The sequence below is a fragment of the Azospirillum rugosum genome (assembly GCF_017876155.1).
Lineage (GTDB): Bacteria > Pseudomonadota > Alphaproteobacteria > Azospirillales > Azospirillaceae > Azospirillum > Azospirillum rugosum.
The window spans coordinates 68,678-88,662 of sequence record NZ_JAGINP010000022.1; the positions used below are offsets into that span (position 1 = coordinate 68,678).

The following is a 19,985-nucleotide window of genomic DNA, read 5'->3' on the forward strand; positions in this document are numbered from 1 at the left end:
TGGCTCGACTCGGCTGCGGAGGGGTTAAGCATGCCCGCCTGTCACCATCGCCGGACGCATCGCCGTGGCAACCGCGCGGCTCATTAGAAACCTGCTGCGGCTGGTCTTCCGCCGCAGCGCGACGCTGGCGGGCGACGCCTGGACCGGCCGTTCCTGGCGGCGGGAAGGCTCCTATGGGTCGGCCGACGCCGCCGCCATGGCCGCCCGCTGCCGCCGGGAGTTGGCCGCGGCGCGGGCCGAGCGGCAGAGCCGCGTCGCGGATCTGCTCCGCTACGGCGAGGCGCGCGAGGTGCTGGTCGCGCGGGAGGCGGCGGCTCCGCCGGGCGCGGAAAAGGAGGCGCTGCGCCGGTCGCTGTCACGGCTCGACGACACGCTGACCGCCTGGTTCGAGGAGCTTGACCGGCTGGAGGCGCGCATCGCCGCGCTGGACTCCGACCTCGCCTTCTACGCCGCCCTGGCCGGGGAGGAGATGGGCGCCAGCCCTGGCGGGGCTTCCGGCAACGCTGGCGGAGCGTCGGGCGGCACCGGCCGCGAGCAGGCGCGTCCGGCTTCCGATCCGGATCTCGCCCGCCACCTCGCCGCGCTGGGCCTGTCCGCCATGCCCGCGAACCTGCCGGAGTTGAAGGCCGCCTACCGGGCGCGCCTGAAGGCGGTGCACCCCGACCTTGGTCCGCAGACCGACCCGCGCGCCGCGACGGAGGCCACCGCGGCGGCCACGGTCGCCTTCGCCGAACTGCGCAAGCACTTCGTCCGTGCATGAACGGCCGCGCCTGAACTTCTGGCGGTATTCGCCGTTACAGGAGTTCGGCACGGGAGGAACCGCTCATCATGCAGCAGCGCTGGCCGCAGAGGCTCTGGATCGTCCGTCATGGGGAAAGTGCGGGCAACGTCGCGCGCGACGCCGCGCACGCGGCCGGGCTCGGCCGCATCGACATCGCGCAGCGCGACGTGGACGTGCCGCTGAGCACGCGCGGGGAGGAGCAGTCGGCGGCGCTCGCCCGCTGGTTCGCGGAACTGCCGGAGGGGGAGCGGCCGGACGTCGTGCTCACCTCCCCCTACCAGCGCGCCCGGCACACGGCGGAGATCATCCACGCCGGCGGCGGCTTGCCGGTCGAGCCGACCGACTTCGTGGTCGACGAACGGCTGCGCGAGAAGGAGTTCGGCATCCTCGACCGCCTGACCACGCTCGGCATCCAGCAGCAGCACCCGGACCAGGCGGAGTTCCGCCGCATCCTCGGCAAGTTCTACTTCCGCCCGCCGGCGGGGGAGAGCTGGTGCGACGTGATCCTGCGCCTGCGCAGCGCGCTGGACACCATCAGCCTGCACCACGGCGGCCAGCGCGTGCTGATCGTCAGCCATCAGGTGGTCGTGCTGTGCCTGCGCTACCTGCTGGAAGGCCTGACGGAGGAGCAGATCCTGGCCATCGACCGGGAGGGCGACGTGGCGAACTGCGCGGTGACCGAATACGGCTTCGACCCCGACCGGGGCGACAGCGGGCGGATGCGGCTGCACCGCTACAACTTCGTGGCGCCGCTGACCCAGGCCGGCGCGCCGGTGACCTCCGAACCCGACGCCAACGTGGCCGCCCGATGAACGCCCCTTCGAACGACGCCCCTTCAAAAAACGGCCCGATCCGCATCACGCGCGACCGTCTGCGCGGCATGGCCCTGCCCCACCCCGGCGAGCAGGCCGACAAGGACGGGCGCGGCCGCGTCCTGGTGGTCGGCGGCAGCCTGGAGGTGCCGGGCGCGCTGCTGCTGGCCGGGACGGCGGCGCTGCGCGCCGGGGCCGGCAAGCTCCAGATGGCGACCTGCCGCAGCATCGCCCCTCACCTGGGTTTGGCCGTGCCGGAGGCGCTGGTGGCCGGCCTGCCGGAGACGCCGGGCGGCGGCATCGCGGCGGAGGCCGCTGATGATCTCTGCAGACGGGCCGAGCGCTGCAACGCCGTGCTGATCGGCCCCGGCATGATGGACGCGGAGGCCGTCGCCGCCCTGACGGCCAAGGTTGTCGCCGGGCTGGAAGGCGGGGAGCCCGGCCCCACGCTGGTGGTCGACGCGGAAGCCCTGATCGGCCTGGACAGCCTGCGCGAGGCCCTGTGCCGCCGCCAGGGGCGCACCATCATCACGCCGCACGCCGGGGAGATGGCCGGGTTGCTGAACGTCAGCCGCGAATCCATCGAGAGCGACCCGGCCGCCGCCGCGCGCCGCGTGGCGGACGAATACCAGCTCGTCGTGGCCCTGAAGGGCGCCTGCACCTGCATCGCCGAACCCGGCGGCCCGCTCTGGCGCTATGAGGACGGCAACGTCGGGCTGGCCACCTCCGGCTCTGGCGACACGCTGGCGGGGGTGATCGCGGGGCTGGCGGCGCGCGGGGCGGAGCCGGCGCAGGCCGCGGCCTGGGGCGTCTTCCTGCACGGGGAGGCCGGAAACCGCCTCGCCGCCGGCCGCGGCACCCTGGGCTTCCTCGCCCGCGAACTGCTGGCGGAAATCCCGCCGATCATGGAGGAGATGGCGGGATAGGGAAGGATCGGACAGGAGGGTTTACCACAGAGACACAGAGACACAGAGAAACCACGCCCTCTGTGTCTCTGTGCCTCTGTGGTGAATTCGAGCGTCAGTAGCCGACCGCCTCGCCGGGCTGGCGGCGGTTGTCGTTGGCGCCGAAGTAGCGGAACTTGCCCATGGTCTGGCCGAGCGCCGGGCCGCCGACCAGCACGGCGTCCACGTCGCCCCAGGGCTTCTGCTCCGTGATCTTGTAGCCCATGCCCTCCAGGATTTTCTTGGTGTCGGCGGAGAGCGCGAAGGGCTCCGCATAGACCACGTCCGGCTGCCACTGGTGGTGGATGCGCGGTGCGTCGGTCGCCTGCTGGATGTCCATGCCGTGCTCCAGCACGTTCAGGATCGTCTGCAGGGTGATGGTGATGATGCGCGACCCGCCGGGGCTGCCGACCACCATAATCAGCTTGCCGTCCTTGGACACGATGGTCGGGCTCATGGACGACAGCGGACGCTTGCCCGGCGCGATGGCGTTCGCCTTGCCCTGGACGAGGCCGTAGAGGTTGGGCACGCCCGGCTTGATGGTGAAGTCGTCCATCTCGTCGTTCAGCAGCACGCCGGTGCTGCCGGCGGTGACGCGCGCGCCGAACCAGTCGTTCAGCGTGTAGGTCACCGCGACGGCGTTGCCGTCCTTATCGGTGATGGAATAGTGGGTGGTGTTGGTGCCCTCGTGCGGGGCGGTGCCCGGCGCCACGTCCTTGGAGTTGCCGGCCTTGCCCGCCGGGATCACGGCGCGGATCGACTCCGCGTATTTCTTGTCGAGCAGCCGGTCGATCGGGTTCTTCACGAAGTCCGGGTCGCCCAGCGCGCTGTTGCGGTCCACATAGGCGTGGCGCATCGCCTCGACCATGGTGTGGACGCTCTGGGCGGAGTTGAAGCCCCACTCCTTGAGCGGGTAGCCCTCCAGGATGTTCAGGATCTGGCAGATGACCACGCCGCCGGAGCTGGGGGGCGGGGCGGACGTGATGGTGTAGCCCTTGTAGTTGCACTCGATGGGCTTCAGCTCACGCACGTTGTACTGCTCGAAGTCCGCCTTGCTGAAGATGCCCTTGCCGGCCTGGGAGGCGCGCACGATCTCGTCGGCGATCGGCCCCTTGTAGAAGGCGTCCGCGCCCGTCGAAGCGATCTGTTTCAGAGTGTTGGCGAGGTCCTTCTGAACCAGCTTGTCGCCAACCTGAAAGGGCTGGCCGTTCTTCAGGAAGATGGCGGCGGAGGCCGGGTCCTTCCGGAAGTCTTCCGTCGCGTCGCCCAGCAGGTTGACGTCGCCCTGCAACAGCGTGAAGCCGTTTTCCGCGTAGTTGATGGCCGGGGCCATGACCACGTCGCGCTTCATCGTGCCGTATTTGGCGAGCGCCGTTTCAAAACCGGCGACGGAGCCCGGAACGCCGGCCGCGAGATAGCCGCGCGTGCTGGCCTTGGGGATCGGGTTGCCGGAGGCGTCCAGGTACATGGTCTCCGTCGATGCCAGCGGCGCCTTCTCGCGGAAGTCCAGGAAGGTGGTGCGCCCGTCGGCGAAGCGGATGGTCATGAAGCCGCCGCCGCCCAGGTTGCCCGCCGCCGGATAGACCACCGCCAGCGCGTAGCCGACCGCGACCGCGGCGTCCACGGCGTTGCCGCCCTGGCGCAGGATGTCGGCGCCGACCTTGGAGGCCAGGTGCTGCGCGGTGGCGACCATGCCGTTCTCGCCCGGTACCGGCGGCGGAGAGGCGGCCCCGGCCTCCACGGCCGCCACCATCAGCGCGACGCCGGTCATCGCAACGGTTGCGGCAACGGACAGGTGTTTCAGTCCCATGTCCCGTAGTCCCTCTTTGTCGTTCGTTTCCGGGATTGGCGTCACAGCGAGACGGCTGTGGACACGGAAGGATTGTGCCAAAGCGATAGCACCCCGGCAATCCTCCGTCCGGTCTGGTCATGCGCCGTCACGATCCGGTTGGCGCCCCGCGGCCGTAGACCAGCAGCATAGCGATAATCACGCCGCCGTAGATGACCTGCCGCCCGGCCTCCGGCATCTGCATGATCGACAGGACCGAGTTCAGCAGCACGATCAGGATCACCCCGACCACGGTGCCCAGGTACCGCCCGCGCCCGCCCAGGATGTGGGTGCCGCCGATCACCACCGCGGCGATGGCCGGCAGGACGTAGGCGTCGCCCATCCCCTGGTAGGCCTTGGTCGAATATCCCGCCAGCATCACCCCGGCGAGGCTGGCGAGGACGGAGCAGAGCACGAAAGCCAGGACGGTCACCCGCCGCGTCCGGATGCCGGAGAGATAGGCCGCGGCCTCCGAATTGCCCATCCCGTAGAGCGCCTTGCCGAAGGCGGTGCGGGACAGCAGCCCGGCGGTCAGCAGCGACACCGCCGCCCAGACCAGCACCGCCACCGGCATTCCCGCGATCCGCTCGGCTCCTAAGAAGCGCATGGCGTCGGTGGCCGCGGTCTGCGGGGCGAAGCCGCCGGTCTGGGCGACCATCAGACCGCGCAAGACCGCGTTGACGCCCAGCGTGAAGATCATGGAGGGCACGCGCAGGTAGGCGACCCCGATCCCGTTCAGCAGCCCGACCGCCACCCCGACGGCCAGCCCCGCCGGCAATGCCAGCGGCCCGCCCACCGCCGTGGCGGTCATGGCGGCGGCGGCGAGCGTCCAGGCCACCGACAGGTCGATGTGCCCGATCAGGATGACCAGCATCATCCCCGCCGCCACCAGCCCCAGGAAGGCCCCGGTCTGCAACTGCTGGATCAGGTAGGCGGGGGACAGCAGCGTCGCCGCCCCCTGCGTCGCCAGCGTGTAGGCGGTGCCCACCGCCAGGATCACCAGCACGAAGCCGGCGGCGATCAGGATCGGCTTGGTGTCGGCCCGCAGGGCCAGGGGGGCGCCGGCGATCATCGGAACAGCTCCAGCCGGTTTCTGGTGCGCAGCGCCCGCAGCGCCCCCAGGCTGACCGCCGCCAGCAGCACCAGCCCCTCGACCAGCGGCTGCATCAGCGGCGGGATGTCGAAGATGCGGAAGTTGAAGGAGATGGCCCGCAGCACCAGCGCCCCCACGACCGAGGCGACGGCCCCGCCCGTGCCCCCCAGCAGCGACGTCCCGCCGATCACCACCGCGGCGATGGAGTTCAGCGTGTAGGCGCCGGCCTGCGGGATGTCGGCGTTGCCGGTGGAGGTCTGAATCGCCAGGAACAGCCCGCCGACCCCGGCGAAGAATCCCGCCAGCGTGAAGGCCGCCAGCTTCGCCCGCGCGATCGGCAGCCCGGACATGAAGGCCGCCCCCTCCGCCGAGCCCACGGCGTAGACCGTGCGCCCCGTCAGCGTCCGGCGGAACGGCATCCAGACGCAGACCGCGACCAGGACCAGCAGCACCAGCGGCACCGGGATTCCGGCGATGGGCTGGAACCAGGGCGCCTGCCCGCCGTCGAAGAGGCCATAGGTCTCGGCGAAGTCGCCCAGCGAGTTGGTCATCGCCCAGGACAGGTCGGCGTCCAGCTTGCCGCCCGGCTTCGGCCGCAGGAACAGGGCGAGGCCGATGGCGATGGCCCCGGTCGCCAGCGTCGCGATGATCGGCTGGATGCGCCCGAACACGACCACGCAGCCGTTGAGGAAGCCGAAGGCGGTCCCCGCCGCGAGGCAGGCCAGGATGCCCAGCGCGATCTCTCCCGCGCTTCCCGTCACGAGGTGGCTCGCCAGGCAATTCACCAGCGTCATGACCGCGCCGACTGACAGGTCGAGCCCGCCCAGGATCACCGGCACCGTCTGCGCCATGGCGACCAGCGCGATGGTGAAGACCTCGTTGGCGTTCTGGATCAGCACCTGCTGGCTGAAGCCGCGGGGGTGGTACAGGTTGTAGACGCCGTAGAAGAGGACGAAGAGCCCGATCGCCCCCAGCAGCCCCGCGTTCTGCCGCAGCCGCAGGGCGAGGCTGCCGCCGCGGGCCGCGCGCGGTGCGGTGGAGAGCGCGGCGTCAGCCATGATGCGTCATCTCAGTGTTCATGTTCAGGGCGCTCGCGACGATGGCCTGCTCGGTGATGGCGTCGCCCTCCAGCTCGCGCACGATGCGCCCGTCGTACATCACGCTGACCCGGTCGCAGCAGCCGATCAGCTCGTCATAGTCGGTGGAGTAGAAGAGGATCGCGGCACCGCCGTCGGCCAGATCGCGCAGCAGCCGGTAGATCTCCTGCTTCGTGCCCACGTCGATGCCGCGCGTCGGGTCGTTCAGCAGGATCAGCCCCGGTCCCGTCATCAACCACTTGGCGATGACGACCTTCTGCTGGTTGCCGCCGGACAGGGTGGAGACGGCGTCCTCCGCGCTGCCGATCTTGATCCGGAGCCGCCGCACCGCGTCGGCCACCGCCGCGCGCTCCTTCGCCCGGTCGATGACGAGGCCCTTGGACAGGGGCTTCAGCGAGGCCGCGACGAGATTGTCGGCGATGGACATGGGCAGCATCAGCCCTTCCGTCTTGCGGTCCTCCGGGATCAGGGCGAGCCCGCCGTCCTTGGCCTCCGCCGGCGATCCGGGCCGGTGCGGGCGCCCGTCCACGGTCACCGTGCCGCCCACCCCCTTCAGCACGCCGAAGAGCGCCAGCAGCACCTCCTTCTGCCCCTGCCCGTCCAGCCCGCCGAGCCCGACGATCTCGCCGGCACCGACCGAGAAGGACAGCCCCTTCAGCCGCTCGCCCCAGGACAGGTCGCGCACGTCCAGCCGCGGCGGGCCGACCGATTCCTTCGGAAGGGGCTTCGGCGGGTACTGGGCGGTGATCTCGCGCCCGATCATCAGCTCCACGATGCGGTCCGGGGAGCGGGCGCCCTTTGCGAAGGTCTCGATGTGCCGGCCGTTGCGGAAGACCGACAGCGTGTCGGCCAGCGCGTCGATCTCATGCATCCGGTGGGAGATGTAGAGGATCGCCACCCCGTCGGCCTTCAGCCGCCGCAGCATGGCGTAGACCCGCTCCACGTCCGCCGCGGTCAGGGCCGAGGTCGCCTCGTCCAGGATCAGCAGCCGCGGCTTTTTCGCCAGCGCCTTGGCGATCTCCACCATCTGCCGGCGCGACAGCGGCAGGTCGCGCACGCGCAGCCGCGGGTCCACGTCCGCGCAGCCGATGGAGGCCAGCAGTTCCTCCGCCCGGCGGCGCTGCGCCCGCCCGTCGATCAGGCCGAAGCGGCGGGGCGGGTCGGCGGCCAGGATGTTGTCGGCGACCGTCAGGTCGGGCATCAGCGACAGTTCCTGGAACACGCAAACCACGCCCGCGCGGTTGGCCGCCGCCGGGTTGGGAAAGGCGACCTCCCGCCCGTCGAGCCGCATCAAACCCTCGTCCGGCTGCACGACGCCGGAGACGATCTTGATCAGCGTGGACTTCCCGGCCCCGTTCTCCCCCAGCACCGCGTGGATCGACCCGCGCCCGCAGGCGAACGTCACCCCATCCAGCGCCCGCACGCCGCCATAGCGCTTGGAAATGCCGGTGAGCGTCAGGAAGGGGGCGAACTCGTTCTGCATTACGTCGAGCACCTCTCACGTTCCCTCTCCCCTCTGGGGAGAGGGTTAGGGTGAGGGGGTTGCGCGTGGCGGAACGTCCGGCAAAAGCGCAACCCCCTCACCGGCCCTTCGGGCCACCCTCTCCCCAGAGGGGAGAGGGTTAGGAAGCACCCGCTCACTGAACGTTCTTCGCGTCCTTCGCCATGATCTCCGGCGCGGAGATGTTCACGCCGCAGGCCGGGAAGGCGTTGGCGGCGAAGAAGTTGTCGGTCAGGTCGGGCCAGTAGTTCACGCCCGCCTTCAGGGTCGTGTAGTCCTCCACCGGAATCGGGACGGAGATCAGCTGGGGCATCGGGTTGCCTTCCAGCGCCGAGAGCGCCGCCTTCATGGAGATGGCGACGAGGCCCGCCGACTGGCCGTAGGACAGGCCCTTCAGCCCGTCCTTGGCGTGCTCCGCGATCAGCTTGCGGTAGCCGTTCTCCGCCTCTCCGGCCATGGGCACGAAGGGGTGCTTGGCGTCCATCATGGCGCGCACGGTGCCGGTGGAGCCGCCCTGGGTGAAGACCGCGTCGAACCGCCCGTGCACGGCCAGCGCGTCGGCCGTCGCCTTCTGCGAGGTGCCGTCGTCCCAGTTGCCGACGATCTCGATGATCTGGAACTTGGGCGCTTCCTTCTCCATCACCTCGCGGAAGCCGAGATGCCGGTCGCGGTCGACGGAGTTGCCGGGCAGGCCGCGCACCTCCAGGATCTTGCCCTCGCGCTTGGACCCCAGTTCCTTCAGGATGTGGCGGGCGGAGATGCGGCCGATCTCCAGCTGGTCCTCGTTGACCTGCATCACCTTGTCGGTGTCCAGCACGTTGTCGAAGGGCACAACGACCACGTTGTTGCGGTCGGCCAGCCGGATCACCCGGTCGAAGCCGTCGGGGGCGACCGCGATGGTGACGATGGCGTCGTAGCCCTGGTTGATGAAGTCCTCCATGGCGCCCAGCTGTGCGGCCACGTCGGTGCCGGTGGAGACGACCTTCAGCTCCTTGATGCGGTCCTTCATCCCGGGCTGCTCGGCGTAGGCCTTGGCGGTCTGGATCATCTGGATGCGCCAGGTGTTGCCGACGAAGCCGTTGACGATCGCGACCCGGTACGGGCCGTCCTTCTTCGGCCACTGCATGTACTTCGTGTCCGCCTTCCAGGGCTTGAAGCATTGTGGATCGGGCCCCGGCCCGGAGACCGTCTTGGGCGCCGCGACCGCGGCGGCGGTGGACAGCAACAGGCCGGCAACCACGGCCGCCGGCAGACGCAGGCTGCGCATCATGGTGATTCCTCCCTGATTTGATGGCCCTTTCCGGGCCTTTGCGTCCGCGCGGGCGACGGCCGGTCCAGTCCGGCGGTGCGCGGCGGATATCGGCGCAGTCTTCCAAATGTTAGACGGTCTATCAATCAGCCAATCGGATAGTTACGTTGTAGACCAACGCCGTTGTAAGCTCCGCGCACCGTCATCGCCGGAGGATGCCATGAGCCAGTTGACCGAGATTCTGGATCCGCGTTTCCGCCGGCTGGTCAACTCCAACGCGCGGCTCGACCTGCTCCACACCGGTTGCCGCTGGGCGGAGGGGCCGGCCTATTTCCCGGCCGGGCGCTATCTGGTCTGGAGCGACATCCCCAACGACCGCATGCTGCGCTTTGATGAGACGACGGAGACGGTGGGCGTCTTCCGCTCCCCCGCCGGCTATTCCAACGGCAACACGGTGGACCGCCAGGGCCGGCTGGTGACCTGCGAGCACGGCAACCGCCGCGTCACCCGGACGGAGCATGACGGGACCATCACCGTGCTGGCCGACCGGTACGAGGGCAAGCGGCTGAACAGCCCCAACGACGTCGTCGTCCGCTCCGACGGGACGATCTACTTCACCGACCCGGCCTACGGCATCGACAGCGACTATGAAGGGCACAAGGCGGACAGCGAGATCGGCGCCTGCCACGTCTACCGGATCGACCCGCGCAGCGGCGCGGTGACCATCGCCGCGAACGACTTCGTGCGGCCGAACGGGCTGGCCTTCTCCGCGGACGAACGGACGCTCTACATTGCCGACACCGGGGCGACCCACGTCGCGGACGGGCCGCGGCACATCCGAACCTTCGCGGTGTCGGAGGAGGGCGGCCTGTCCGGCGGGGAGGTCTTCGCCACCTGCACCGCCGGCCTGTTCGACGGCTTCCGCCTGGACGAGGACGGGCGCCTCTGGACCAGCGCCGGCGACGGCGTCCACTGCTACCACCCCGACGGCACGCTGATCGGCAAGGTGCGCGTGCCGGAGGTCGTGGCCAACGTCGTCTTCGGCGGCCCAAAGCGGAACCGCCTGTACATCTGCGCCACGACCTCCCTCTACGCCGTGCTGACCTGCGTCAACGGCGTGAAGACGTTCTGAGGGGGCGCTGAAACGCCCTCTCCCAGCCCCGCTGGGAGAGGGAGGGACCCGCCGCAGGCGGGAGGGTGAGGGCAAGGTCGTCCCGAGAAACCGAGCCCTCACCCTCCCATGCTTCGCATGGGTCCCTCCCTCTCCCGCCGGAGGCGGGCGAGGGGATTAAGCGTCCGGGAAATCCGCCCCGAGCGAGGTGTCCTTCCAGGCCTCCACCTCCTCCAGCGTGGTCCTCAGCTTGCCGGTCACGCCCTCAAAGGCCATGCGGCCGAGCACGAGGCGCAGCGGCGGGTTGTCCGACTGCACGGCCTTGATGATCGCGTCGGCCGCGCGCACCGGGTCGCCGGGCTGCTTGCCGCTGTAGCCGGAGATCTGCTTGCGCCGCGAGCCCGCCGTCGCCTCGTAATCGTCGATGAAGGTGGCGGACTGCTTCAGGGAGCGGCCGGCCCAGTCGGTGCGGAAGGGGCCCGGCTCGACGATCAGCACGCGCAGGCCGATCGGCCCGACCTCCTTCGACAGCGATTCCGACAGGCCCTCCACCGCGAACTTGGTCGCGGCGTAGTAGCCGGAGCCGGGGAAGCCGATCATCCCGCCCTGGGAGGAGATGTTGACGATACACCCCGACCGCCGCGCGCGCATGCCCGGCAGCACGGCGCGGGTGACGGCAGCCAATCCGAAGACGTTGGTGTCGAACATGGCGCGGATCTCCGCGTCCTCGCCCTCCTCCACCGCCGACAGGTAGCCGTAGCCGGCGTTGTTCACCAGCACGTCGATGCGGCCGAAGGCCTGCTCCGCCGCGCGCACCGCGCCGTCGACCTGGGCCTGGTCGGTGACGTCCAGCGCCACGGCGAGGCCGCGGCCGTCGTGCCCGGCCACGAGGTCCTTCAGGGTGTCCGGCTTGCGCGCGGTCGCCACGACCCGCCAGCCGCGCTCCAGCACGAGGCGGGCGAGTTCCCGGCCGAAGCCGGTGGAACAGCCGGTGATGAACCAGACGGGGGTGTCCGACTCGGTCGACGCCATGGGCCTTCTCCTGACTCCGGAGGTTGGGACGGGTGGATTGTCGGCTCAACGCCAATCCGGGCCAACCGTTGCAAAACCGAACCGAACGCATTCCACCGCTGCGGCCCTTGCAAGCCTCGTATGAACGGGCGGAGAATCGGAAGCGTTGCTTTATTCCGCGGCGCGCCCATGATGCGCGGCCGTTTCGATACCCCATCGAGTGACCCATGGCCGAAAGCCCCTCCCCCGCCACCCACGGCACGGCGAAGCTCCGCGCGCTCACCCTCGGCGCGCTGGGGGTCGTGTACGGGGACATCGGCACCAGCCCGCTCTACACCCTTCGGGAATGCTTCACCCAGGGCGGCTTCGCGACCGATCCCGAAACCACGCTGGGCATCCTGTCGCTGATCTTCTGGGCGCTGGTCGTCGTGGTGACGGTCAAGTACGTCGTCTTCATCATGCGCGCCGACAACCAGGGCGAGGGCGGCATCCTGGCCCTGACCGCGCTGGCCTTGCGCGGGATGCGCCCAGGGCACCGCAAGACGAAGGCGGTGATGGCCGCCGGCATCATCGGGGCGGCGCTGTTCTACGGCGACGCCGTCATCACCCCGGCCATCTCGGTGCTGAGCGCGGTGGAGGGGCTGAGCGTCGCGGCCCCGGTGTTCGACCGCTTCGTCCTGCCGATCACGCTGACCATCCTGGTGCTGCTGTTCGTCGTGCAGCGCTATGGCACCGCGCGGGTTGGGTCGCTGTTCGGGCCGGTGATGGTCGTCTGGTTCCTCGTTCTTGCGGCGCTCGGCCTCGCCCAGATCGTTCAGGAGCCGCAGGTGCTGGAGGCGCTGCTGCCCACCCACGCCGTCCGCATGCTGGCCGACCACGGCTGGCACGGCTTCCTCCTGCTGGGCGCGGTCGTGCTGGCGGTCACGGGGGGCGAGGCGCTCTACGCCGACATGGGCCATTTCGGTCGCTTCCCGATCCGGATCGCCTGGTTCGGGCTGGTTCTGCCGTCGCTGCTGCTCTGCTACTTCGGCCAGGGCGCCCTGATCCTGCGCGAGCCGATCGCCATCGAGAACCCCTTCTTCCACCTCGCCCCGGACTGGGCGCAGCTGCCGCTCGTCGCGCTGGCGACCGCGGCCACGGTGATCGCGAGCCAGGCGGTGATCTCCGGCGCCTTCTCCATGACGCGGCAGGCCATGCACCTGCGCTACCTGCCGCGCATGGAGGTGCGGCACACGTCCGCCCACGAGATCGGGCAGATCTACCTGCCGGCGATCAACTGGTTCCTTCTGGCCGGCGTGGTGCTGCTGGTGATCGTCTTCCAGTCCTCCACCAACCTCGCCGCCGCCTACGGCATCGCGGTGACCGGGACGATGGTCGCGACCACGGCGCTGGCCTACAAGGTGGCGCGGCGGCTCGGCCGCTGGCCGCTGGTCCCGGCGATCCTGGCGCTGGCGGGATTCCTCAGCGTCGACCTCGCCTTCTTCGGAGCGAACCTGCTGAAGGTGGCGGACGGCGGCTGGTTCCCGCTGCTCGTCGCGGCGGCGGTGTTCTGGCTGATGATGACGTGGCGGCGCGGACGCGTGGTGCTGCGCGAGCGCCTGGCCGAGAGCGGCATGCCCATGGACCTGTTCCTCGACCGGGTCAAGGGCGGCTCCGTCCCCCGCGTTCCCGGCACGGCGGTGTTCCTGACCAGCAGCGCGCGCGGCCTGCCGCCCTCGCTGCTGCACAACCTGAAGCACAACAAGGTGCTGCACGAGCGGGTGGTGCTGCTGACCGTGGAGACGGAGGACGTGCCCTACGTCCCCGCGGCCGACCGGTTCCAGGTCACGCCCTACACCGCGGGCTTCTTCCGGGTGATCGCCCATTACGGCTTCATGGACGAGCCGGACATCCCCAACGCCCTGCTGGAACGCCGCATCCCCGGCCTGCCCTTCGACCCCATGGACACGACCTACTTCGTCAGCCGCGAGACGCTGATCCCCTCCAGCCGGCCGGACCTGCCGCGCTGGCAGGAGCTGGTCTTCATCGCCCTGTCCAAGCTGTCGGGCAGCGCGTCGGAGTATTTCCGCATCCCGCCCGGCCGCGTGGTCGAGCTGGGCATGCAGATCGAGATCTGACGGGTATCGGGAGCGGTCGGCGGTTCTTCCTAGGCCGCCGCCCTCCCCCGCCGGCTATCACCTTTTGCGAGTTGGTGCGCCGCCCCGCGATCGGCTACATGGACAGGAATTGCCGCTTCGCGAATGGGGTTAGCCGACGATGTCCAAGCCTTTCCATGTGATCGTCGCCGAGGACGACCCGCTGATCGCGGTGACCATCGCGGAGACGCTGGAAGCCCGCGGCCACCGCGTCACCATCGGGCGCAACGGTTTCGACGCCTACAAGATCGACGAGAAGGACCCGGCCGACATCCTGGTCACCGACATCCGGATGCCGCATTTCGACGGGACCAGCCTGATCAACCGCATGCGGGAGCATCGGCCCGAGCTGCCGATCCTGGTGACCACCGGCGTCACCGAGAACCTCCCGGATGAAGAGCCGGGGCTGATCGCCGTCGTTCAGAAGCCCTTCACCGAGGACGCGCTGCTGCGCGCCTTCCAATCCCTGCTGGGCACCGCGTAATAGCGGAATTCCGCGCGAAGACGTGACGGCCGTCACAGCCAGGGCGGGTGCGGCGTGGTAGGTGGGGGAGGATACGTCCACCCCTGCCCCCGAACCCTCGCCATGACGACGCCCGCCACCACCGCGCTGACCGACACCGCGCTGACCGACATGGACCGCGTCCTCCTCCGCACCGCCCTGAAGGCCGCGCAGCGCCATGGCGTGCGCTGCGTCGGCCTGCGCATCGACACGCTGGAACGGCTGCTCGACCATCTCGGGGCGCTGGAGGAAAGCCGGCGGCCAAGCCCCGCGGCCGCGCCGCCTCGTTCCCGGTAGCGGCTGCGCCGGCCATCACCGACGGCCGGCGAACTCTCCCGTCCGTTCGACCAAGTCGTCGAGGTTGCGGCGGAACTGTTCCAGGGCGAATCCGGTGCCGAACAGGCGCCAGAGCGTTTCGGTCGGCAGATGGCGGGTCTGCTGCGCCCGCCGCATCGCGTCGATCGCCCCCCGGTACTCGCCGATCGCGCCGACCATGTCCGCCGACGGGCCGGGCGCGCTGCCCGTCGACAGCGACCCGGCCAAGTGCCGCAGCACGGCGGCGCCGGTCCGCGCCGCGGACATCCAGCTATCCGCCGCCCCGGCGGGCAGGGCCTGGTCGCCCGGTTCCCCCACCGCACGGCGCAGCATGACGACGTCGTGGCGCAGGCGCATCAGCGTGCGCAGCAGGGGTTCCGGATCGGGCATGTCGGTCAGGCGGGAGCGCCGCTCGCGCGCCGCCTCCCCCACCAGCACCTCCAGCCGGTTCAGGCTCTGGCGCGTCCGGACCACCAGCGCGGTCATGCCGGCCGGGTCGCCGGGTGTCGCCAGCGCGTCCAGCTGGTCGGCCAGCAGCCCCGCGACCTCCCCCGCCGTGTCGAGGACCGACCGCGACGCGCGGGCCGGCACGACCAGCACCGACACGAGGATGCCGACCGCGCAGCCCAGCCCGACCTCCAGGACACGGTCGGTCGCGAATCCCAGCGGCCCCAGGGTCGAACCGCTGGCGGACAGAAGCACGATGATGGCGGTGATCGGCGCGATCCGGAACCCGGCGGAGAAGGCGGCCATGAAGGACAGCGGCGCCACGGACAGGATCAGAGCCGCGGCCTGGGCCGGGGTGTCGTTGTGCGGGACCAGGAAGGCCACCGCGCTGCCGTAGACGGCGCCGAGCAGGGATCCCGCGAACCGGTCGATCGCCGCCTTCAGCGACCCGCCGACGTTGCTTTGCGTGACGATCAGCGCCGTGATCACGGCCCAGAACCCCTGCGGCAGGCCGAACGCCTCGGCCAGCGCGAAGGCAACCAGGCTCGACGCCGTCATCCGCAGGGCATGCACCAGCTTCGAACGGTTGCGGGACAGCCAGCGCGCCACCGGACCTCCGTCTTCCTGCAGTCCGCCCGCAGAGTGCCCGTGCGCTCCGTCCGGCGACAAGGACTCTTGCGGAGGACTACTCCGCGTCGGCCATTAGGCGCCGGCCGGACGCGACGAAGGTCCTTCCAGATGCGTCACAGCGCCGAATATTGTTCGTCGGTGACCTGTTCCAGCCAGTCCACGGCCTTGCCGTCGAGCCGTTCCTGGATGGCGATGTGCGTCATGGCGGTGGTCGGCGCCGCGCCGTGCCAGTGCTTCTCGCCCGGCGGGAACCAGACGACGTCGCCCGGCCGGATTTCCTCGATGGGGCCGCCCCAGCGCTGCGCCCAGCCGCAGCCGGCGGTGACGATCAGGGTCTGGCCCAGCGGATGGGTGTGCCAGGCGGTCCGGGCGCCCGGCTCGAAGGTCACGCTGGCGCCGGCCACGCGGGCCGGGTCGTCCGCCTGGAACAGCGGGTCGATGCGGACAGTGCCGGTGAAATACTCGGCCGGACCTTTTGCGGACGGCTGCGAGCCACTTCTCTTGATGTCCATGATTGAAATTCCTTCTACCGGTTTGCGCCGCCCAAGCCCCCTCAGCCGGGATGCCACCCGCCGGACTGCGGCCGCTTGAGTTCCCGCACCACCGAGCCGAAGCAGGAGCGCACCTGGTCGCGGTCGTACCTGAGTTCGATCGGGCGCAGGGTGAACAGGACGCTCGCCATGGCCTGGTAGAAGCGCATGTAGGACCAGTTCAGGCCGGCGCCCAGGACCGCCCCGGTGACCGGCACCGCCTGCACCGCGACCTTCGGCAGGATGGCGCCGGCGTAGCGCACGGCGACCCGCGCGACGATTTCCGCCAGTTCCGGCGCGCCGACCCGCGCCGCGAAGAAGGCGAGGTCGGCGTCGTCGTCGTGTTCCAGGGGGCCGCCGTAGGCGAAGGTCTCGATGCAGGTCGCCTGAACGCCGGGATCGCTGAGGTCGGCGCCCTTGGAGCGGGCGACGTCGGCGATCGACCGCAGGATGGTGACGGTCGTCACCGGCAGCTCCACGAGGATCGCGGGAAGGCCGAGAAAGCCGCTGATGCCGCCGGACGCCGCGGCGGCGAGGCTGTAGAGGCCTTGCGACGCGTTGCGCCCGGCGTCATTCTCCATGCCGCTGAGCGACACCCGCTGGGCGTAGTCGAGCGTGTCGCGGACCTTGCCCACGATGCCGTCCTTGACGCCCACCGGAAGGCGGTTCAGCCCCTTCTCGATCGTGCCACCCAGCGTGGTCATCACCCCCATCAGCGCGCCCTGGGCCGCCAGATACTCGGCCGCCGCCCGCTCAAGCGTTTCGTAGTCCGCCGGATCCAGCATGGCGCAGGCGTTGGTCTGGCGCGAAACGACGGCGCGTCCCTGCATGTGGTGTCTCCCCGATTCGTGACGCTGAACATGTCCTGTGCTTAACAGCGCCGCCCGCCGGGCGGATCGCACGCGATCCTATGTGGGCGCATCGTTGGCCCTGCGCACTGTTCGTGCGGCCGTAATTTTCCCGCCTTCCTGCCCTGCGATGATTGCGTATCTTGTATATGGTATACCAGACTATATTGAGGCCATCAGATCAACGGAGACACACCATGACGACCACCACCTTCTCCCACGGCACCGCCCCGGCCTCCTCGAACGCCGGTCACTCCATCCGCGAGTTCCTGACCGACTGGTTCAAGGCCACCCCGGTCTACATCGTCTACAGCCTCTTCGCCCGCTAAGCCGCCGCTGTTCCGGCGCCGCGCAGGCGGCACAGGTTGATACCGAAAAACGGGCTGCGCCTCCGGCGCGGCCTGTTTTCGTTTTTGGTCAGCGACAATTCGCCGATCATCCCGCCCTTGCCGCCGGCTCCGCGCGCCGTTAACATTTCGACTGTTCTGGAAACGTCGGCGCGAGCACCCCGTCATGGAACAGAAGGCCGTCCTGTCGGCGCCATCCGTCACTCCCCCGACCGCGGAGGACATGCCGCTGCTGGCCGAGCTGCTCGCCGCTGATGGTCTTCCCACCGGGGACCTCACCGCGCCGGGGCGGCACTTCTGGCGGGTGGAGGACGGGGACGGGCTGCTCGGCTACGGCGGCCTGGAGGCCTATGGCGCGGATGGCCTGCTGCGCTCCGTCGTCGTTCCGGTCGAGCGGCGCGGCGGCGGGGCCGGCCGGGCCGTCGTCGCCGCGGTGAGCGAGGAGGCCCGGCGCCTGGGCGTGGAGCGGCTCTGGCTGCTGACCATCGGTGTCGCGGGCTTTTTCGAACGGCTGGGTTTCCAGCGCGCCGACCGCAAGTCCGCCCCCGCGGACATCGCCGCGAGCGCGCAGTTCGCCGGCCTGTGTCCGGGCAGCGCCGTCTGCCTGCGCCGCGACCTGATTCCACCCGCTACGGCGACGTCCGGCCATCCAGCCGGTCGAGAATGACCTGAGCCTCCTTCAGGAGGGCGTCGCGCACCAGGGTGAGTTTCCGCACCGCCGATTGCGCGTTCCGGCCCCGGTCCTCCTCCAGCGCGATCCGCTCGTCGATCCGCGTGATGTCCTGTTCGATGAACCTCAGGGATTCCCGGGCCTTTTCCTCGTCCTGGGTGTTCATGACGTCCCCTCCGGCGATCCTCCACGTTCTTATGCGGACAGTGTCCGCCACTTTGGACGCCCGGGCCAGTTCCTGTGAGGGCTATCGCCTGTCCCCAATGGGCGAATCGCGCCACCGACGCGCGGCTGACGCCCGGCGACTCCCGGCCTGTCCGTCACGCACGGCCGTATGTTGACAGGCCGCCGGAATCGGTTTCTGATCGTTGAAAACACGCCACGCGTCCAGCGCATGGCGATAAGTCACCATCGAATCCACGGGCGCCCACACAACGTGCGAACAAGACCCGGGAACGATGGCGGGGGTTTTCGTCACATGCCACACAGTCACCGCATGGGGGACATGGGACATTATGGTCTTTCGGCTCCTTGGACTTGCGACGGCCGCGGCGATTCTCGCCGGCGCCGGGTCGGCACCGGCCGCCACACTCACCATCGGAACCTCGGCTGAGCCCAGCTCGCTCGACCCGCATTACCACAACCTCGGCCCCAACACGCGCGCCCGCAAGCATGTGTTCAAGTCGCTGGTCGGCTTCGACGCCAAGATGCGGCTCCAGCCCGAACTGGCCGAGAGCTGGCGGGCGGTGGACGACACCACCTGGGAATTCAAGCTGCGCCGGGACGTGAAGTTCCACGACGGCAGCCCCTTCACCGCGCAGGACGTCGTCTACACGGTCTGCCGCATCCCGAACGTCGCCAACAGCCCGTCGTCCTTCACCGTCTACACCAAGGGCATCGCCGCCATCGAGATGCCGGACCCGCACACGCTGGTCATCAAGACCGCCAAGCCCTACCCGCTGCTGCCGGCGGAGCTGGCGACCTTCGGCATCATCTCCGCCAAGGCGGCGGGCGGCGAGCAGGTCACCTTCGACAAGGCCGGGTGCAAGGCCGACAGCTGGCCGACCTCCCAGGCCTTCAACGACGGCACGCTGATGGTCGGCACCGGGCCGTTCAAGCACAAGGAATACGTCAAGGGCGGCCGGCAGGTGCTGGAGCGCAACCCCGACTATTGGGGCCCGAAGCCCGCCTGGGACACGGTCGTCTTCCGCCCGATCACCAGCGACGGGCCGCGCGTCGCGGCGCTGCTGGCCGGCGACGTGGACATGATCGAGACGCCGCCGGTGCAGGACATGGAGCGGCTGAAGGGCACCCCCTCCGTCACGCTCGCCCAGGCGCAGTCGGCCCGCGTCATCTATCTGGCGCTGGGCGTGCAGGACACGCCGCCGACCATCACCGGCACCGACGGCAAGAACCCGCTGAAGGACCCCCGCGTGCGCGAGGCGCTGTCGCTGGCGGTGGACCGCGACGCCATCGTGAAGCGCGTCATGCAGGGCGTGGCGGAGCCGGCCAACCAGTTCCTGCCCGCCGGCTTCTTCGGCAACAACCCCGACGTCAAGGTCCACACCGACGCCGCGAAGGCCAAGAAGCTGCTGGAGGAGGCCGGCTACCCGAAGGGCTTCCAGCTGACGCTCGGCACGCCGAACGACCGCTACATCAACGACGACAAGGTCGCCCAGGCGGTCGCGCAGATGTTCACCCGCATCGGCGTGCAGACGAAGGTCGACGCGACCACCGCGAACGTCTTCTTCTCCAAGCGCAACAAGCAGGAATACAGCGTCTTCCTGGCCGGCTGGCAGGCGGATTCGGGCGAGATGTCCTCCCCGCTGAAGGCGCTGGTCGCCACGCCGATCAAGGACAAGGGCTACGGCACCACCAACTACACCAGCTGGTCCGATCCGGAGTTCGACGGGATGCTGGAAACGGCACTCGCCACGGTGGACGACGCCCAGCGCGAGAAGCTGCTGCAGGCGGCGGTGAAGCGCGCGATGGACGCCACCATCATCGTCCCGCTGCATTACGAGGTGACCGTCTGGGCCATGAAGAAGGGCCTGAGCTACGAGCCCCGCGCCGACCAGTACACGCTGGCCGCCAAGGTCGTCCCGGCGCAGCCGTAAGGCTGCCCAGGTCGTCC

At 69.8% G+C, this 19,985-nt stretch carries 20 protein-coding genes; 10 read left to right on the top strand and 10 right to left on the bottom strand.

Annotated elements, in window-relative coordinates:
- Positions 1–64: 64 nt before the first annotated feature.
- The 3 genes from J2851_RS26220 (at position 65) to J2851_RS26230 (ending at position 2,519) form a co-directional block, all read left to right on the top strand.
- Positions 65–760 carry a J domain-containing protein gene (locus J2851_RS26220; RefSeq protein ID WP_209770005.1) on the top strand — a complete coding sequence of 232 codons (696 nt, stop codon included), beginning with the start codon at positions 65–67 and terminating at the stop codon, positions 758–760.
- 68 nt (positions 761–828) lie between these two features.
- Positions 829–1,593, top strand: coding sequence for a histidine phosphatase family protein (locus J2851_RS26225; protein ID WP_209770006.1), 765 nt, complete (start codon positions 829–831; stop codon positions 1,591–1,593).
- Positions 1,590–2,519, top strand: coding sequence for an NAD(P)H-hydrate dehydratase (locus tag J2851_RS26230; protein WP_209770008.1), 930 nt, complete (start codon positions 1,590–1,592; stop codon positions 2,517–2,519). Before J2851_RS26225 ends, J2851_RS26230 begins: the two co-directional genes overlap by 4 nt.
- 94 nt (positions 2,520–2,613) lie before the next feature.
- Here the strand turns inward: J2851_RS26230 and ggt are convergent, their stop codons facing one another.
- The 5 genes from ggt to J2851_RS26255 form a co-directional block, all read right to left on the bottom strand.
- Positions 2,614–4,347 (bottom strand): gamma-glutamyltransferase, encoded by a 1,734-nt coding sequence (gene ggt, locus J2851_RS26235; RefSeq protein ID WP_209770010.1) that lies wholly within the window; start codon positions 4,345–4,347, stop codon positions 2,614–2,616.
- 127 nt (positions 4,348–4,474) lie between these two features.
- Positions 4,475–5,437 carry an ABC transporter permease gene (locus tag J2851_RS26240; protein WP_209770011.1) on the bottom strand — a complete coding sequence of 321 codons (963 nt, stop codon included), beginning with the start codon at positions 5,435–5,437 and terminating at the stop codon, positions 4,475–4,477.
- Complete coding sequence (locus J2851_RS26245) at positions 5,434–6,516, bottom strand: ABC transporter permease (protein ID WP_209770012.1); 1,083 nt, start codon at positions 6,514–6,516, stop codon at positions 5,434–5,436. The genes J2851_RS26240 and J2851_RS26245 overlap by 4 nt, the downstream gene beginning before the upstream one ends.
- Positions 6,509–8,050: a sugar ABC transporter ATP-binding protein gene (locus tag J2851_RS26250; protein WP_209770013.1), complete on the bottom strand. Its 1,542-nt coding sequence runs from the start codon at positions 8,048–8,050 to the stop codon at positions 6,509–6,511. Before J2851_RS26250 ends, J2851_RS26245 begins: the two co-directional genes overlap by 8 nt.
- Before the next feature lie 142 nt (positions 8,051–8,192).
- Positions 8,193–9,326: a sugar ABC transporter substrate-binding protein gene (locus J2851_RS26255; protein WP_209770014.1), complete on the bottom strand. Its 1,134-nt coding sequence runs from the start codon at positions 9,324–9,326 to the stop codon at positions 8,193–8,195.
- A gap of 199 nt (positions 9,327–9,525) precedes the next feature.
- Here J2851_RS26255 and J2851_RS26260 point away from each other — a divergent pair, with 199 nt between their 5' ends.
- The gene (locus J2851_RS26260) at positions 9,526–10,437 is read left to right on the top strand and encodes an SMP-30/gluconolactonase/LRE family protein (protein WP_209770015.1); all 912 of its coding nucleotides are present in this window, start codon (positions 9,526–9,528) and stop codon (positions 10,435–10,437) included.
- A 156-nt stretch (positions 10,438–10,593) separates the two neighbouring features.
- Here J2851_RS26260 and J2851_RS26265 read toward each other — a convergent pair whose 3' ends face one another.
- Complete coding sequence (locus tag J2851_RS26265; protein ID WP_209770016.1) at positions 10,594–11,448, bottom strand: oxidoreductase; 855 nt, start codon at positions 11,446–11,448, stop codon at positions 10,594–10,596.
- 206 nt (positions 11,449–11,654) lie between these two features.
- Between J2851_RS26265 and J2851_RS26270 the strand changes: the two genes are divergently transcribed.
- The 3 genes from J2851_RS26270 to J2851_RS26280 all read left to right on the top strand — a co-directional run bounded on the left by J2851_RS26270 (position 11,655) and on the right by J2851_RS26280 (position 14,361).
- The gene (locus tag J2851_RS26270) at positions 11,655–13,544 is read left to right on the top strand and encodes a potassium transporter Kup (protein ID WP_209770017.1); all 1,890 of its coding nucleotides are present in this window, start codon (positions 11,655–11,657) and stop codon (positions 13,542–13,544) included.
- A 139-nt stretch (positions 13,545–13,683) separates the two neighbouring features.
- The gene (locus J2851_RS26275) at positions 13,684–14,046 is read left to right on the top strand and encodes a response regulator (protein WP_209770018.1); all 363 of its coding nucleotides are present in this window, start codon (positions 13,684–13,686) and stop codon (positions 14,044–14,046) included.
- Positions 14,047–14,148: 102 nt separating this feature from the next.
- On the top strand, positions 14,149–14,361 hold the full coding sequence (locus tag J2851_RS26280; RefSeq protein WP_209770019.1) for a hypothetical protein: 213 nt from the start codon (positions 14,149–14,151) through the stop codon (positions 14,359–14,361).
- Positions 14,362–14,376: 15 nt separating this feature from the next.
- Here the strand turns inward: J2851_RS26280 and J2851_RS36405 are convergent, their stop codons facing one another.
- The 3 genes from J2851_RS36405 to J2851_RS26295 all read right to left on the bottom strand — a co-directional run bounded on the left by J2851_RS36405 (position 14,377) and on the right by J2851_RS26295 (position 16,816).
- Positions 14,377–15,435 carry an FUSC family protein gene (locus J2851_RS36405; RefSeq protein WP_307420215.1) on the bottom strand — a complete coding sequence of 353 codons (1,059 nt, stop codon included), beginning with the start codon at positions 15,433–15,435 and terminating at the stop codon, positions 14,377–14,379.
- Between the two features lie 134 nt (positions 15,436–15,569).
- Positions 15,570–15,968: a (R)-mandelonitrile lyase gene (locus tag J2851_RS26290; RefSeq protein WP_209770020.1), complete on the bottom strand. Its 399-nt coding sequence runs from the start codon at positions 15,966–15,968 to the stop codon at positions 15,570–15,572.
- Positions 15,969–16,009: 41 nt separating this feature from the next.
- Positions 16,010–16,816, bottom strand: coding sequence for an EcsC family protein (locus tag J2851_RS26295; protein ID WP_209770021.1), 807 nt, complete (start codon positions 16,814–16,816; stop codon positions 16,010–16,012).
- Between the two features lie 215 nt (positions 16,817–17,031).
- On the opposite strand from J2851_RS26295, the gene J2851_RS36410 reads away from it, so the two are divergent.
- Both J2851_RS36410 and arsN2 read left to right on the top strand, forming a co-directional pair.
- Complete coding sequence (locus J2851_RS36410; RefSeq protein ID WP_281416089.1) at positions 17,032–17,163, top strand: hypothetical protein; 132 nt, start codon at positions 17,032–17,034, stop codon at positions 17,161–17,163.
- A 184-nt stretch (positions 17,164–17,347) separates the two neighbouring features.
- Positions 17,348–17,848 (top strand): arsenic resistance N-acetyltransferase ArsN2, encoded by a 501-nt coding sequence (gene arsN2, locus J2851_RS26300; protein ID WP_209770022.1) that lies wholly within the window; start codon positions 17,348–17,350, stop codon positions 17,846–17,848.
- Here arsN2 and J2851_RS26305 read toward each other — a convergent pair.
- Positions 17,811–18,017, bottom strand: coding sequence for a hypothetical protein (locus tag J2851_RS26305; RefSeq protein ID WP_209770023.1), 207 nt, complete (start codon positions 18,015–18,017; stop codon positions 17,811–17,813). The genes arsN2 and J2851_RS26305 overlap by 38 nt on opposite strands.
- A 349-nt stretch (positions 18,018–18,366) precedes the next feature.
- Here J2851_RS26305 and J2851_RS26310 point away from each other — a divergent pair, with 349 nt between their 5' ends.
- On the top strand, positions 18,367–19,968 hold the full coding sequence (locus J2851_RS26310) for an ABC transporter substrate-binding protein (RefSeq protein WP_209770024.1): 1,602 nt from the start codon (positions 18,367–18,369) through the stop codon (positions 19,966–19,968).
- The last annotated feature ends 17 nt before the right edge of the window (positions 19,969–19,985 follow it).